We start from the raw sequence: 14,383 nt of genomic DNA, 5'->3' as shown, positions 1-14,383 counted from the left end.
TGCGCCCCCGGAAGCCCCCAAGACGCAGAAAAAGCCGCCCCCTGTGCACAACCAGGGATACCCCCAGGCTGCGGTCGGCGTCGATCCCGCAGGGCTCCGCCGACCGGGGCCGCCCCGCCTCGGCGAGACGGCCCCGGGCACCGGCTCAGAGCGTCAGCTCGGCCTTGGCCAGCTCCTCGACGTTGACGTCCTTGAACGTCACCACCCGCACGGATTTCACGAACCGCGCCGACCGGTACACGTCCCACACCCACGCGTCCGCCAGCTCCAGCTCGAAGTACACCTCGCCCGCGGCCGACCTCACCTGCAGGTCCACCTGGTTGGCGAGATAGAACCGCCGCTCGGTCTCCACCACGTACGAGAAGAGGCTCACGACGTCCCGGTACTCGCGATAGAGCGCGAGCTCCATGTCCGTCTCGTAGTTCTCGAGGTCTTCGGCACTCACCCGGCCATCATCGCACCCGGCAGGTTCCACGACCGTCGGTGCAACACGCTGGGGCCGTGATGCGCCAGCGCATCGAGGTGCGCTGGTGCGCTGTAGCCCTTGTTGCTGTCCCACCCGTAGTGCGGATGTTCCTCGGCGAGCGCGGTGAGGATCCCGTCCCGCTCCACCTTCGCCAGGACGCTCGCCCCGGCGACGGACGAGCAGCGCATGTCGGCCTTGATCATCGTGACCACGTCGGGCACGCCGTGGCCCGCGGGCTCGCCCGGGCCGTCGTCGGCCTCGGGGACGTCCCCGAGGGCGTCGAGCCCCCCGGCCCCGAACAGGTCCGGTCCGGGGTCGGTGAGCCAGTCGTGCCGGCCGTCGAGGAGGACCACGTCGACGGCGCCCACCTCCGAGACCACCTCCCGCAACGCCCGCTGCCCGGCGAGCCGGAGCGCGACGATGATGCCGTGCGCGTCGATCTCGGCGGCGGACGCGTGACCCACCGCGGAGGCGAGCGCCCAGCGGCGCACCCTCGGCACCAGGTCCTCGCGCGCGGCGGCGGTGAGCAGCTTCGAGTCGGCGAGGCCCTGCGGCGCCGTCCGGGTGCGGGCGTCGACGACGGTGACACCCACGCTCACCGGGCCGGCGAGCGCGCCGCGCCCCACCTCGTCCATGCCGGCCACGAGCTGCGGGCCGGACGCGAGCAGCGCCCGTTCGGTGCGCAGCGTCGGTCTGGCCCGCACCGTCGCCCGTCCCGTCACCACCCGCGCACGCCTCCCGGTCACTTCGACGACCCGGACGGCGCCGGAACCCCGGCGAAGACGCCGTCCGGGGTCGAGTGCCACGTCATGCGGTGGAACGGCCAGGCCGTCGCGAAGGCGGTGCCCACCACGTTGTCCATCGGCACGAACCCGTCACCCGGCTTGTCGGTGTTGAAGCGGGAGTCGGCCGAACCCTGCCGGTTGTCGCCCATCACGAACAGCATGCCGTCCGGCACGCGCACGTCGAACGGCTCGCCGCCGCTCGGCGTGGCACCCAGCTTCAGGTACGGCGACTCGTCGACCGCCGCACCGTTGACCCGCAGCGGTCCACCGTTGTCCGCGCAGGAGTCGTCGCAGACCACGTGGTCGCCAGGCATGCCGATCACGCGCTTGATGAGGTGCTCGCCCGTGTCCGACGGGAGCAGGCCCAACGTCGTCAGGCCCGCCGTGATCGCGTTCCCGAGCGGCCCGCGGTCGGCCGCCCGGTACGGATCCAGCCAGCCACCCGGGTCCACGAAGACCGCGATGTCCCCGCGCTCCAGGTCGATCCGCCCCGGCGTGAGCCGGGAGACCATCACCCGGTCGCCCGTGACCAGCGTGTCCTCCATGGACGCGCTCGGGATGAAGAAGGACTGCACCAGGAACGTCTTGATCAGGAACGACAGCACCAGGGCGCTGACGACGATGATCGCGGTCTCCTTGAGCACCGCGAGCCCACCGGGCTGCTTCTTCCTCGTGGTGCTGCTCGGCGGGCGGACCTGCCGCTCCGCTCTGTGTGTGGTCACGGGCCTCACTTCGTCATGTCGGTCGGATCAAGACGGTCACGCGGACGGCTGCGGAGCAGGCTCCGTCGGCCCCGGGACGCCGAGGTAGACACCGGACGGGGTCGAGTGCCACGTCATCCGGTCGAAGGGCCACACCGTGGCGAAGGTCCTCCCCACCACGTTGTCCACCGGCACGAACCCGCCGCCCGGCTTGCTCGTGTTGTAACGGGAGTCTGCCGAGTTCTGCCGGTGATCGCCCATCACGAACAGCATGCCGTCCGGCACGACCACGTCGAACGCCTTGCCGCCGCTGGGTGTGTTGCCCGGCTTCAGGTACTGCGACTCGTCGATCGCCACGTCGTTGATCTGCACCGGACCGCCGTCCTCCGCGCAGGCGTCGTCGCAGACCACATGGTCTCCGGACATCCCGATCACGCGTTTGATGAGGTGCTCCCCCGTGTCCGACGGCAGCAGCCCCACGGTGGTCAGCCCGGCCGTGATCGCGTTGCCGATGGGCCCGCGGTCGGGGGCCGTGTACGGCTGCAGCCAGCCGCCCGGGTCCACGAAGACGACGATGTCCCCGCGCTCCAGGTCGATCAGGGTGGGAGTGAGACGCGAGACCATCACCCGGTCCCCGGTGATGAGCGTGTCCTCCATGGACGCGCTCGGGATGTAGAACGACTGCACCAGGAACGTCTTGATCAGGAACGACAGGACCAGGGCGCTGATCACGATGATCGCGATCTCCTTGAGCACCGCGAGCCCTCCGGTCTGCTCCTTGTCGGATCGCCTCGGAGGGCGGGCGTGCTGCGCCACACGGTACGTCGTCACGGATCTCACTCTGTCGTCTCGGTCGGATCAAGGCTCGAGAGCCTTCAGGACTGTAATGCACACCTTCCGTGAAGGTTCGTACCACACACCGCTGGACTTCCGCCGAGAACGAACACTGCCGGGCCGGCAGCGCCGACCTGGACCGGCACCCCAAGTATGCGGTACCCGTCCCGGTGCAGCGTGCCGACCCGGCAGCTCTTGCGACTGACGATCAGGAAGCAGGCGTCTCGCGCTTCTCCTTGATCTTGGCCTTCTTGCCGCGCAGGTTGCGGAGGTAGTACAGCTTCGCGCGGCGGACGTCACCGCGGGTCACGACCTCGATCGTGTCGATGGTCGGCGCGTGCAGCGGGAAGGTGCGCTCCACGCCGACGCCGAAGCTGATCTTGCGGACGGTGAACGTCTCGCCCACGCCGCCACCGTGGCGGCGGATGACGACGCCCTGGAACGCCTGGACACGGGAGCGGGTGCCCTCGATGACCTTGACGTTGACCTTCAGGGTGTCACCGGCACGGAAGTCCGGGATGTCGTCGCGCAGCGAGGCGGCGTCGACGGTGTCAAGCTTCTGCATCGTTCTTCTCCGGGCCTGCCACAGGTCAGGCGCGAATCTCGCGGCCGTGCGAGAACACGGCCGACTCGGCTGATGAGATGGTGGCGAGCCGTGTCCACGATCGTGCCGGACCGGTGACCGGTCCGGCGGCCGTCCCCTGTGGCAGAGACCTGACCGTCGGTGCGCCGAGGATCCATTCTGCCACAACGGTGCCGCGCCGGTCGCACGAGCAGGTGCGACGCACGTGTGACGTCAGCCCGCCGGGTCGTCGGCGCGGGACGGCGCCGGCGCCACCCGGCCGTCGTCGTCCAACGTCCAGCCGAGCTCCGCGAGCAGCGCGACGTCGTGCTTGTCCAGGTCCGCGCCGTCGAGGGCGGCGAGCATGTCCGGCCGCCGCCGCGCCGTGCGGTGCAGCGCCTCGTCCCGGCGCCACCGGTCGATCCGCGCGTGGTGCCCGGACAGCAGCACCTCCGGGATGCCGAGCTCCCGCCACTCCGGAGGCTTCGTGTAGACGGGGTACTCGAGCAGCCCTGCGGCGCCGTGCGACTCCTCCACCAGCGACTCCGGGTTCCCCACCATCCCCGGCACGAGCCGCCCGACCGCCTCGATCATCACCAGCGCCGCGACCTCGCCGCCGTTGAGCACGTAGTCACCGATCGACAGCTCCCGCACGTCGACCCCCGCGGTGCGGTAGTGCTCGGCGACGCGCGCGTCGATCCCCTCGTAGCGCCCGCAGGCGAAGACGAGATGCCCGGCGGTCGCCAGCTCCTCGGCATGCCGCTGCGTGAAGACCTCGCCCGACGGCGTCGGCAGGACGAGGATCCTGCCCGCGGCGGAGGCACCGGCTGGCTCGGCAGGCGGGACCGGGTCGGGGCCCAGCGCGTCGTCGACCGCGCGGCCCCACACGTCGGGGCGCATGACCATGCCCGCTCCCCCGCCGAACGGGGTGTCGTCCACGGTGCGGTGGCGGTCCTCGGTCCAGTCCCGCAGGTCGTGCACGCGCAGGTCCAGCAGGCCGCGCCGGCGGGCCTTGCCGACGAGCGACAGGTCGAGGGCGGCGAGGTAGTCCGGGAAGATCGTGACGACGTCGATCCGCACGTCAGTCGTTCCCGTCGGCGTCGTCCGCGCGCTCGGACCGCGTCGCGCCCCGGTCCGCGACCACGATCCGCGCCGCGTCCCGCGCCAGGAGACCGCCCGGGGGGTCGAGCACGACGCGGCCGCCGGCGATGTCGACCACCGGCACGATCTCCTTCACGAAGGGCACGAGCGTGCGCACCGCGCCCGCGGGCAGCGGCTCGGACACGACCAGGGCGTCGTGGGCCGGCAGGTGCTCGAGCCCGGCGACCTCGCCGACCACGGTGCCGTCGGCGAGCTCCGCGCGCAGTCCGCGCAGCTCGTGCGGGTACCACGCGTCCTCCTCGTCGGAGGCGCCGGCGTCGACCACGAGCTCGACCCCCCGCAGGCCTTCCACGGCAGTGCGGTCCGCCACCTCGGCGAACGTGACCAGCCAGCGGTCCTGGTGCACCCGGGTACCCGTCACCGTCAGCGGCCCGGCCCCGGACGGCACGGTCCGCAGGACCTGGCCGATCCCGAGACGCGTCTCGGGATCGTCGGTCCGCAGCTCGAGGGCGACCTCGCCCTTCAGTCCGTGCGCGCGCCCGATCCGGGCGACGGTCAGCTCCATCGGTTCCACCCTCCCCCTGATCGCTGAGTGCACAGTATCTGCGGGCTGCTCGCCCGTCGGCCCGACCCGCACCGCGCACTCGACGGTCGGAGCGGGAAAGAACCGGGGCCCGGTCCTCGGACCGGGCCCCGTATGACGTGTCGCAGCGGTCAGCGGCGGTCGACGTCCACGACGTCGACCCGGACCGAGCCGTCGGCGGCCAGCGCGCCGACGACCGAACGCAGCGCACGAGCCGTCCGGCCGCCCCGGCCGATGACACGGCCGAGGTCGTCCGGGTGCACGCGGACCTCGAGCAGGTCTCCCCGGCGCAGCGTCTTCGCGGACACGCGGACGTCGTCCGGGTTGTCGACGATGCCGCGCACCAGGTGCTCGAGGGCCTCGGCGAGCATCAGGCCTCGGTCTCGGCGTCCTCGGCGGGCTTCGCGGCCGCCTTGGCGGCCGCGTCGGCCTTGGCCTTCTCCGCCTCGGCGTTGACCGCCTGGATCGCGGAGGAGGCGTCGGACTTGTCGCCCTTGACCTTCAGCGTGCCCTCGGCGCCCGGCAGGCCCTTGAACTTCTGCCAGTCGCCCGTGATCTTCAGGAGGGCCGCGACCTGCTCGGTCGGCTGCGCACCGACGCCGAGCCAGTACTGCGCGCGCTCGGAGTCGATCTCGATGAGCGACGGCTCCTCGGTCGGGTGGTACTTGCCGATCTCCTCGATCGCGCGACCGTCGCGCTTGGTCCGCGAGTCCATGATGACGACGCGGTAGTACGGCGCCCGGATCTTGCCGAAGCGCTTCAGACGAATCTTGGTGGCCACGAAGTGGTCTCTCCTGGTTCTCAGAATGGGTGACCCGTCCCGCCGGTCCGTGGGGTTGGTCCGGTGAGCGAGGTCGGGACCGGGCATGCGCGGGTGAGAGGGGCCCAGGCACGCCGAGTACCGGGCTATTCTGCCAGACGACGGGGAGCCCCACCAACTGCCCGCCCATCGCGCGCCCGGGGGCCACGACCCCTCGGGACGACACCGCTCAGCAGATCTCGCCGCGCAGCACGATCGCCGTCGGGTACCGCAGGACGTCGATGTTCTCGCGCGGGTCGTCCGGGTAGACCACGAGGTCGGCGCTCGATCCCTCGACGACGGACCCCAGCCCCAGGTAGGACCGCGCCCGCCAGGAGGCCGCCGCCACGACCTCGGCGGGCGGGATGCCCGCGGCGACCAGCTCGGCGCACTCGTCGGCGATCCGCCCGTGCCCGATGGTGCCGCCCGCGTCCGTCCCGACGAGCAGCTGCACGCCGGCGTCGTACAGGTCGCGCACCTGCTCGTAGCGGCGTGCGTACATGCCCCGCATCCGCTTCGCGTACACCGGGAACTTCTCCTGCGCCCGCTCCGCGATCGCCTCGAAGTGGCCCACCTGCAGCAGCGTCGGCGTCACCGGCACGCCGGCCGCCGCCGCCCGCGCCATCTGGTCGTGCGTCATGCCCGTGCCGTGCTCGATGCCGTCCACGCCGGCGTCGAGCAGGTCGTCGATCGTCTCGGTCGCGAACGCGTGCACGGTGACCCGCGCCGCCTCGGCGTGCGCCTCGGCCACGGCACGCTCCAGCACGCCACCGGGCCAGAGAGGGGTCAGGTCCGCACGCGCCCCCAGCGACCGGTCGATCCAGTCGCCGACCAGCTTGACCCAGCCGTCGCCACGCAGCGCCTGCTCGCGGACGGCCGCGGGCAGCTCGGACGGGTCGTCGAGCTCACGCGCGAAGTTCCGCAGGTAGCGCCTGGCGAGCGCCAGGTGCGTCCCGGAGCGCACGAGCCGGGGCAGGTCCCTGCGCGCCTGGACCCATCTCGTGTCCGACGGCGAGCCGGCGTCCCGCACCACGAGCACGCCCGAGTCCCGGTCGGCCAGCGCCTGCTGCTCCGCGACGGCGTGGGCGACGGCACCCTCCGCGGCCAGACCGATGTGGCAGTGCACGTCGACGAGCCCCGGCAGCACCCATCCCTCGAGCACCCGCATGCCGGCGCCCTGCGCCGACGGCCGGGTCAGGCTGACGCACCCGCCGCGCACCCAGAGATCGCCCACCTCGCGGTCGTCGCCGAGGAGGACATTCCCGCGGATCTGCACGGTGGGGACGTCCGACGTGGTCACGTTCACTTGCCCAGGAACTTGCCGAGCTGCTGCTCGAGAGCCTCCACGTCCGGCGCGGGCTGGTCGCCACCGGCCTTGCCGAACGCCGCGCCGGCGGGCGCGGACGGCTGCGGGCGTCCCCCGCCGAGCGCACGCTGCATCGCCTCGCGCTCCTGCTGCGCCCGCTTCGCGGGGTTGCCGGACTTCCCCTTCTTACCCTTCTTCGGGGGCTGCGTCTTGCCGCGCGCCTTCTTGCCCATCCCCATCCCGGGGCCGCCCGGCATGGCCGGCATTCCGCCGGGCCCGGACATCCCGCCTCCCCGCGACATCTGCTTCATCATCTTCTGAGCGCCGGCGAACCGGTCGAGGAGCTGGTTGACGGCGGTCGCCGTCGTCCCCGAGCCGCGGGCGATGCGCGCACGGCGGGAGCCGTTGATGATCTTGGGGTTGTCCCGCTCGGCCGGCGTCATCGAGTGGATGATCGCCTCGATGCGGTCCACCTCGCGCTCGTCGAACTGGTCGAGCTGCTCCCGCATCTGCCCCATGCCCGGCATCATGCCGAGCATCTTCTTCATCGAGCCCATGTTCTTCAGCTGCTGCATCTGCACCAGGAAGTCCGCGAGCGTGAAGCCCTCACCGGAAGCCAGCTTCCCGGCCATCTTCTCGGCCTGGTCGGCGTCGAACGCCTTCTCGGCCTGCTCGATGAGAGTGAGGACGTCACCCATGTCGAGGATGCGAGAAGCCATCCGGTCGGGGTGGAAGACCTCGAAGTCGGTCAGCTTCTCACCCGTGGAGGCGAACATGATCGGCCGGCCGGTCACCTTCGCGACCGACAGCGCCGCGCCGCCGCGGGCGTCACCGTCCAGCTTGGACAGCACCACGCCGGTGAAGTCGACGCCGTCCGCGAAGGCCTTCGCGGTGTTCACGGCGTCCTGGCCGATCATCGCGTCGATGACGAACAGGACCTCGTCCGGAGTGATCGCGTCGCGGATGTCCGAGGCCTGCTTCATCAGCACCTCGTCGATGCCGAGGCGGCCGGCGGTGTCCACGACGACGACGTCGTGCAGCTTGGTGCGCGCCTCCGCGACGCCGTCGCGCGCGACGGCGACCGGGTCGCCGACCAGCGGCGCGTCGGCCGCCGGGTCGTCGGCCGACGACGTGTTCCCCGGGTGCGGCGCGAACACCGGCACGCCGGCGCGCTCGGCGACCACGGACAGCTGGTTGACGGCGTTCGGGCGCTGGAGGTCGGCCGCGACCAGCAGCGGGGTGTGTCCCTGCTCCTTGAGCGCGACGGCGAGCTTGCCGGCGAGCGTCGTCTTGCCGGCGCCCTGCAGGCCCGCGAGCATGATGACCGTGGGCGGCGTCTTGGCCAGGTGCAGCGGCCGCGTCTGGCCGCCGAGGATCGTGACCAGCTCGTCGTTGACGATCTTGACGACCTGCTGGGCCGGGTTGAGCGCACCCGACACCTCCGCCGACAGCGCCCGCTCCCGCACCGCGGCGGTGAACTCGCGCACCACGGGCACGGCGACGTCCGCGTCGAGCAGCGCGCGCCGGATCTCGCGCACGGTGCCGTCGATGTCCGCCTCGGAGAGGCGGCCCCGCGAACGCAGGTTCTTGAACGTCTGGGTCAGCCGGTCGGACAGGGAATTGAACACGGAGACCAGAGTACTTGAGCAACCGCACCCGGCCGCTCCCCGATCCTGGCTCGGCGAGAGCGGGGCGTCAGCCGTTCAGGACGGTACGGGCCCTGGCGGTGAGGCCGTCGACCAGGCTCGCACGCCACGGGGTCCAGGACTTCGGGCCGAGCGAGGTGGTGTCCGCCTCGGTGAGCAGCCGCAGCACGTCCAGCAGCTCGGGGCGGTGGTCGACGGCGTCGAGCAGCCTGGCCATGGTGGCCGGGTCGTCGTGGTCGCCGCTCACCGCCAGCTCGGACAGCACCAGGTGGTACCGGACCATCCGGGTGACGTCGTCGACCACGGCACGGCCGAAGCCCATGCGGCGCAGGATCGCCGGGACGCGGCGCGCGCCCTCGACCGAGTGGTCGGGCGCAGCACGCACCTTGCCGATGTCGTGCAGCAGCGCGGACAGCAGGAGGACGTCGCCGCCGTTGCCGCCGACCGGGATGCGGCCCTCCGCTGCCTCGTCGTCGCCGAAGGTCGCGCCGCGCCGCAGCCGCGCGGCCAGCCGGGCCGTCTCCACGAGGTGCCGGTCCACGGTGTGCCGGTGGATCGCGGCGCGCTGAGGGCGGTTGCGCACCTCCGCCCACTCGGGGATCCACCGGGTCACGACGCCGGCCAGGTCGAGCGCCTCCCACACGGGTACCTGCGCGCTGCCCGCGGCCAGCAGGGTCAGGAGGTCGGCCCGCGCGGCCGGGGGCCAGGGCTCGGGCAGCGGCGGGCAGTCCCGCAGGGAGGAAATGGTCACGGGCGAGAGGTGCAGGCCGGTGCGCGCCGCAGTGGCAGCCGCCCGCAAGGAGAGCAGCGGGTCCGACGCCGGCTGCGCGCCGACGCCCAGCACCAGCTCGCCGTCGTGCTCCACCAGGCCGTCGGCGACCCGCCGCAGGCGCGGCGGCTTGCGGCGGCCCCGGATGATCACCGGCTTGCCGATCGGTCGCTGCATCAGCGCCTTGCGGGCGCGGCGCACCGTGGAGTCCAGCGCGTAGGACACCTCGCGGCCGGCCGCGGCGAGGCTCGCGAGGAGGTCGTCACCGTCGTCGTACCCGCAGCGGTCCGCGACCTCCTCGAGGTCCGCGAGCAGCAGCCGCGTGGTGCGGCGCCGGGCCGTGACCTGGAGCGCGTCGCGCACGTCGAGCAGGTGGGTGTAGGCATCGTCGACCGTCCCGTGCGGGCGGTCGGTGAGCCAGGTCGCGGCGAGCGCGGACAGCACGACGGCGTCGCGGATGCCGCCGCGCGACTCCTTGAGGTCCGGCTCGATGAGGTAGGCCAGCTCGCCGGAGCGTTCCGCGCGCTCGCGCACGGTCCCGAGGAGCTCGGGGAGCCGGCGGCGTGCCGCGTCGCGCCAGTCGGTCAGGACGCCGGTCGCCGCGCGGTGCACCAGGGAGGTGTCCCCCGCCATCGCGTGCACGTCGAGCCACGACACGGCGGCGGGCAGGTCCTTGGACGCGACCTTGCGGCACTGCGCCAGGGAGCGGACCGAGTGGTCGAGGTCGAGGCCCGAGTCCCACAAGGGGTACCAGAGGCGCTCGGCCACCTGGCCGAGCTGCTGGTCGGAATGGGTGCGGCCGTCGTGCACGAGCACGAGGTCGAGGTCACTCATCGGCCCCATGTCGCCACGGCCGAGGCTGCCGACGGCGGCCAGCGCGATCCCGGTGCTCGGGACCTCCTCGACCGCGTAGTCCCAGAGTGCGGTGAGCCGTTCGGTGGCGTGCCCGACGAGCATGGCCCGGCGGGCGGTGCCGGAAGCGTCCGGCCGTGTCGTGCTCGCGGCGATCTCGAGCAGCTCGTCGCGGAGGCCCCGCACCCCGTGGGCGGGGTGCGGGGCCTCCCGGTTCCCGTTCAGCGCGACCGGCAGATCAGAGCGCGGCGTCGCCGTGCTCGCCGGTGCGGACGCGGGCCACGTCCTCGACGGCCACGACCCACACCTTCCCGTCACCGATCTTGCCGGTCTGGGCAGCCCCGACGACCGCGTCGGTCGCCGGCGTGACGTCCGCGTCGGACACCAGGACCTCGATGCGCACCTTCGGCACGAGGTCGACGGTGTACTCCGCACCCCGGTAGACCTCGGTGTGACCCTTCTGACGGCCGTAGCCGCTTGCCTCGGAGACGGTCATGCCTCGGATACCTGCCGCCTCGAGCGCCGACTTCACGTCGTCGAGCCGGTGCGGCTGGATGATTGCCGTGACAAGCTTCATGCGCAAACCTCCCTAGTCCTGACGGATCGCTGGCTCGGCGGGGCCGAGTCAGCGCACCTCGGTAATGGTGGAACCGACCGTCTCGTATGCCGTCTCGCCGTGCTCGGAGACGTCGATCCCGTCGGCCTCCTCCTGCTCGGCGACACGCCAGCCCATGGTCACCTTGAGCAGACCACCGACCACGAGGGTGACGACGACCGAGAACACGACCGCAATGATGGCGATGATCGCCTGGATCCCGAGCTGCGCCACGCCGCCACCGTAGAAGAGACCTGTCTCCGAGGCGAGGAAGCCGAGCGACAGGGTGCCCCACAGGCCCGCGACCAGGTGGATGCCGACGACGTCGAGCGAGTCGTCGAAGCCGAGCTTGAACTTCAGGCCGACGGCGAACGCGCAGATGATGCCAGCGATCGCACCGACGGCGATGGAGCCCACCGGCGTCACGTTGCCGGCCGCCGGGGTGATGGCGACGAGGCCCGCGACGATGCCGGACGCGGCACCCAGCGAGGTGGGCGCGCCGTCACGGATCTTCTCGACGAGCAGCCAGCCGAGGATGGCGGCGCAGGTGGCGGTCGTGGTGTTGACCCACGCGAGGCCCGCGTCGTCGCCGCTGGTGTAGGCGGAGCCGGCGTTGAAGCCGAACCAGCCGAACCACAGGAGGGCGGCACCCAGCATGACGAAGGGCAGGTTGTGCGGGCGCATCGGCTCCTTGCCGAAGCCCTTGCGCTTGCCGACGAGGAGTGCGAGCACGAGCGCCGCGGCACCCGCGTTGATGTGCACCACCGTGCCACCGGCGAAGTCGATCGGCGACGCGCCGCCGAAGTTGAACGGGCCCTCGTCGGAGAGCAGGCCGCCGGACCACACCATGTGGGACATCGGGAAGTAGGCCAGCGTGACCCAGATGGCCGAGAACACGATCCAGGTGCTGAACTTGACGCGGTCGGCGATGGCACCCGAGATCAGGGCCACCGTGATGATCGCGAAGGTCGCCTGGAAGCCGACGTCGACCAGCGTCGGGAAGTACGTCCCCGCCTCCTCGTCGAGGATGGAGATCGGGTCGAAGCTCCCTCCGAGCCCGAACTGGTCGAACGGGTTGCCGAAGATCCCGCCGATCGTCGCGCCGTACGACATCGACCAGCCCCACAGCACGTAGATGACTCCGACGACGGCGATCGCCGAGAAGGACATCATCATCATGTTCAGCACGGACTTACCACGCACCATGCCGCCGTAGAAGAGCGCCAGGCCGGGGGTCATGAGGAGCACCAGGGACGCCGACACCAGCATCCACGCGGAGACTCCGGAATCCAGAACGGGTTCCATAAGCTTGTTCCTCCCTTGCCAGCCCGGAGTGGCTGGTCGCGGCTCACATTCCCCAAGTGTCGTTACATCCGACCGGCACTGGTGTTACGGATGCGTGACACAGGGCAGGAGGGTGTAAAAACTTGGTTTCGTGCCCGCCGTGGGCGAAATGTCCACCCACTTCGTGACCGGACCGTGATTCCACCGCGATCCCGCTGTGACTTCACGGGTGAATCAGGAATTTCTCACCATCTGGACACATTTGCCTCCCGGGGCAATCATTACTGCCCCTTGACATATGCCGTCAGCCCAGGATGCCGTCCACGAACTCCTCCGCGGTGAACGGCGCCAGGTCGTCCGGGCCCTCGCCGAGACCGACGAGCTTGACCGGGACACCGAGCTCCCGCTGCACCTGGACGACGATCCCGCCCTTGGCCGTCCCGTCCAGCTTCGTCAGGACGATGCCGGTCACCCCGGCGACCTCCGCGAACACGCGGGCCTGCGTGAGACCGTTCTGACCGGTGGTCGCGTCGAGGACGAGCAGCACCTCGCTGGGCGCCGCGACCTTGGACGCCACCCGCACGATCTTGCCGAGCTCGTCCATGAGCCCCGCCTTGTTCTGGAGCCGCCCGGCCGTGTCGACGAGCACGACGTCGGTCTTCTCGTCACGGCCCCGCGACACGGCGTCGAACGCCACCGACGCCGGGTCCGCACCCTCCTTGTCCGAGCGCACCGTCTCGACGCCGACCCGCGCGCCCCACGTGGTCAGCTGGTCCGCCGCCGCCGCGCGGAACGTGTCCGCGGCACCGAGCACCACGGACTTGTCCTCCGCCACGAGCACGCGCGCCAGCTTTCCGACGGTGGTCGTCTTGCCCGTCCCGTTGACGCCGACGACGAGCACCACGGCGGGCAGCCGTGTGCCGTCCTCGTCGGTGACCGGGTCGGCGTGCAGCGACCGGTCCGTGTCCGGCCCCACGAGGGCCACCAGCTCCTCCCGCAGCAGCGCGCGCACCGCGGCGGGCTCACGCACGCCGAGCACCCGCACGCGGGTGCGCAGCGCGTCCAGCAGCTCGGTGGTGGGGCCGGCGCCGATGTCGGCGAGCAGCAGCTCCTCCTCGAGCTCGTCCCAGTCGTCCTCGGTGAGCGAGTCGCGGGAGAGCACCGAGAGCAGGCGCGCGCCGAGCGGCGAGCCCGACGAGGCGAGCCGGTCCCGCAGGCGCACGAGGCGCCCAGCGACCGGAGCAGGTGTCTCGACACCGGGTGCGGGCGCCGCAGCGTCGGCGGGCTCCTCGGTGACCGTTCCCGCGTCACCCGGCTCGCTGATCACCACCGTGCCCGACGCGGACCCGCCGGCCTCCCCGGTCCGGGGCGCGGCCTCGTCGGCCCCGCCGCCGGGCCCGTCGAGGGTGTCGGTGCCGCCCGACCGCCTTCCGCGGGCCCGCAGCCAGCCGATCAGGCCGCCGCCGGAGGCGACGACGACGAGCCCGGCAATGATCTCGATCCAGGGAACTTCAGTCACGCCGAAGATTCTCCCAGACGCGGGCGGGGAGCGTCAGACGCGCTCGTCCCCGTGGCGCTCGCTCGCGCCGGGGCGCAGGTTCCGGGGGACGAAGTTCTGGAGCGACCGCGGGTCGCTCAGGACCGGCCGGACCGTCTGGATCGGCACGTTCACGGCCTTGGTCGCCTGGTCGCGTGCCTTGCCGAGGAGCTCCTGGATCTCCTCGGCGTCCATGTAGCCGGGCTTGTCCTCCACCGTCGCCTCGAAGAACTCCGACATCTCCATGTCGACGGGCGAGGCCTCGCCCCGGACGCGCTCCTGGCCCGGCTTGCCGACCCACACCGACGGCGCCCCCACGGCGTGCGCCGCCACCGCGGACGCGCCCTTGACCCGCCCGGTCTGCCGGGGCCAGCCTCCGCCGGCCACCCGGTGCCAGCCGGCACGGAACCGGCGGTTGAAGGACTCGGTGCGCCGGTTCCCGTCTGCCGCGTCCATGACGTTGGCCACGAGGAACACCCCGGCAGCCAGCAAGAGACACACGACCAGAAGGAGGATCGACCACCACATGGGGCCCATTATCTCCCGAAACCTTGTCGCATGCT

Annotated in this window: 16 protein-coding genes; all 16 read right to left on the bottom strand. The window is 71.8% G+C overall.

The genetic code is table 11. The features are described from left to right. Positions 1-145: 145 nt before the first annotated feature. The 16 genes from ACYU96_RS07895 to ACYU96_RS07820 all read right to left on the bottom strand — a co-directional run bounded on the left by ACYU96_RS07895 (position 146) and on the right by ACYU96_RS07820 (position 14,348). Complete coding sequence (locus ACYU96_RS07895; RefSeq protein WP_460751282.1) at positions 146-445, bottom strand: DUF2469 domain-containing protein; 300 nt, start codon at positions 443-445, stop codon at positions 146-148. Then, entirely contained in the window at positions 442-1,191 is a 750-nt protein-coding gene (locus ACYU96_RS07890) for a ribonuclease HII (RefSeq protein WP_460751279.1), read from the bottom strand. Before ACYU96_RS07890 ends, ACYU96_RS07895 begins: the two co-directional genes overlap by 4 nt. 17 nt (positions 1,192-1,208) lie before the next feature. After that, positions 1,209-1,973, bottom strand: coding sequence for a signal peptidase I (gene lepB / locus ACYU96_RS07885; RefSeq protein WP_460751276.1), 765 nt, complete (start codon positions 1,971-1,973; stop codon positions 1,209-1,211). Between the two features lie 36 nt (positions 1,974-2,009). Next, positions 2,010-2,783, bottom strand: a complete 774-nt coding sequence (lepB, locus tag ACYU96_RS07880; RefSeq protein WP_460751273.1) for a signal peptidase I — start codon at positions 2,781-2,783, stop codon at positions 2,010-2,012. A gap of 211 nt (positions 2,784-2,994) precedes the next feature. Further along, positions 2,995-3,351, bottom strand: a complete 357-nt coding sequence (gene rplS / locus ACYU96_RS07875) for a 50S ribosomal protein L19 (RefSeq protein WP_460751270.1) — start codon at positions 3,349-3,351, stop codon at positions 2,995-2,997. A gap of 231 nt (positions 3,352-3,582) precedes the next feature. Continuing rightward, positions 3,583-4,428, bottom strand: coding sequence for a tRNA (guanosine(37)-N1)-methyltransferase TrmD (gene trmD / locus ACYU96_RS07870; protein ID WP_460751268.1), 846 nt, complete (start codon positions 4,426-4,428; stop codon positions 3,583-3,585). 1 nt (position 4,429) lies between these two features. Beyond that, positions 4,430-5,014 (bottom strand): ribosome maturation factor RimM, encoded by a 585-nt coding sequence (rimM, locus tag ACYU96_RS07865; protein ID WP_460751265.1) that lies wholly within the window; start codon positions 5,012-5,014, stop codon positions 4,430-4,432. A gap of 149 nt (positions 5,015-5,163) precedes the next feature. After that, on the bottom strand, positions 5,164-5,403 hold the full coding sequence (locus ACYU96_RS07860) for an RNA-binding protein (protein ID WP_192862802.1): 240 nt from the start codon (positions 5,401-5,403) through the stop codon (positions 5,164-5,166). After that, entirely contained in the window at positions 5,403-5,813 is a 411-nt protein-coding gene (gene rpsP, locus ACYU96_RS07855) for a 30S ribosomal protein S16 (RefSeq protein WP_460751262.1), read from the bottom strand. Before rpsP ends, ACYU96_RS07860 begins: the two co-directional genes overlap by 1 nt. 208 nt (positions 5,814-6,021) lie before the next feature. Then, positions 6,022-7,137 (bottom strand): amidohydrolase family protein, encoded by a 1,116-nt coding sequence (locus ACYU96_RS07850; protein WP_460751259.1) that lies wholly within the window; start codon positions 7,135-7,137, stop codon positions 6,022-6,024. Next, the gene (gene ffh / locus ACYU96_RS07845) at positions 7,134-8,765 is read right to left on the bottom strand and encodes a signal recognition particle protein (RefSeq protein ID WP_460751256.1); all 1,632 of its coding nucleotides are present in this window, start codon (positions 8,763-8,765) and stop codon (positions 7,134-7,136) included. The genes ACYU96_RS07850 and ffh overlap by 4 nt, the downstream gene beginning before the upstream one ends. A gap of 67 nt (positions 8,766-8,832) precedes the next feature. After that, positions 8,833-10,590 (bottom strand): [protein-PII] uridylyltransferase family protein, encoded by a 1,758-nt coding sequence (locus ACYU96_RS07840; RefSeq protein ID WP_460751253.1) that lies wholly within the window; start codon positions 10,588-10,590, stop codon positions 8,833-8,835. A gap of 52 nt (positions 10,591-10,642) precedes the next feature. Beyond that, complete coding sequence (locus ACYU96_RS07835) at positions 10,643-10,981, bottom strand: P-II family nitrogen regulator (protein ID WP_460751251.1); 339 nt, start codon at positions 10,979-10,981, stop codon at positions 10,643-10,645. A 48-nt stretch (positions 10,982-11,029) separates the two neighbouring features. Beyond that, the gene (locus ACYU96_RS07830; RefSeq protein WP_460751246.1) at positions 11,030-12,304 is read right to left on the bottom strand and encodes an ammonium transporter; all 1,275 of its coding nucleotides are present in this window, start codon (positions 12,302-12,304) and stop codon (positions 11,030-11,032) included. Positions 12,305-12,587: 283 nt separating this feature from the next. Beyond that, positions 12,588-13,802 carry a signal recognition particle-docking protein FtsY gene (gene ftsY / locus ACYU96_RS07825; RefSeq protein WP_460751243.1) on the bottom strand — a complete coding sequence of 405 codons (1,215 nt, stop codon included), beginning with the start codon at positions 13,800-13,802 and terminating at the stop codon, positions 12,588-12,590. A 33-nt stretch (positions 13,803-13,835) separates the two neighbouring features. After that, positions 13,836-14,348 (bottom strand): hypothetical protein, encoded by a 513-nt coding sequence (locus ACYU96_RS07820; RefSeq protein ID WP_460751240.1) that lies wholly within the window; start codon positions 14,346-14,348, stop codon positions 13,836-13,838. Between the last annotated feature and the right edge of the window lie 35 nt (positions 14,349-14,383).

The organism is Myceligenerans cantabricum, assembly GCF_054777735.1.
This window is presented reverse-complemented; position numbering and strand designations above follow the sequence as displayed.

Coding starts and splice junctions, on each gene's coding strand:
- ACYU96_RS07860 (WP_192862802.1), bottom strand. CDS start 5,403: ATGCTCGCCGAGGCCCTCGAGCACCTGGTGCGCGGCATCGTCGACAAC.
- ACYU96_RS07835 (WP_460751251.1), bottom strand. CDS start 10,981: ATGAAGCTTGTCACGGCAATCATCCAGCCGCACCGGCTCGACGACGTG.
- ACYU96_RS07830 (WP_460751246.1), bottom strand. CDS start 12,304: ATGGAACCCGTTCTGGATTCCGGAGTCTCCGCGTGGATGCTGGTGTCG.
- rplS (WP_460751270.1), bottom strand. CDS start 3,351: ATGCAGAAGCTTGACACCGTCGACGCCGCCTCGCTGCGCGACGACATC.
- ACYU96_RS07820 (WP_460751240.1), bottom strand. CDS start 14,348: ATGTGGTGGTCGATCCTCCTTCTGGTCGTGTGTCTCTTGCTGGCTGCC.
- rimM (WP_460751265.1), bottom strand. CDS start 5,014: ATGGAGCTGACCGTCGCCCGGATCGGGCGCGCGCACGGACTGAAGGGC.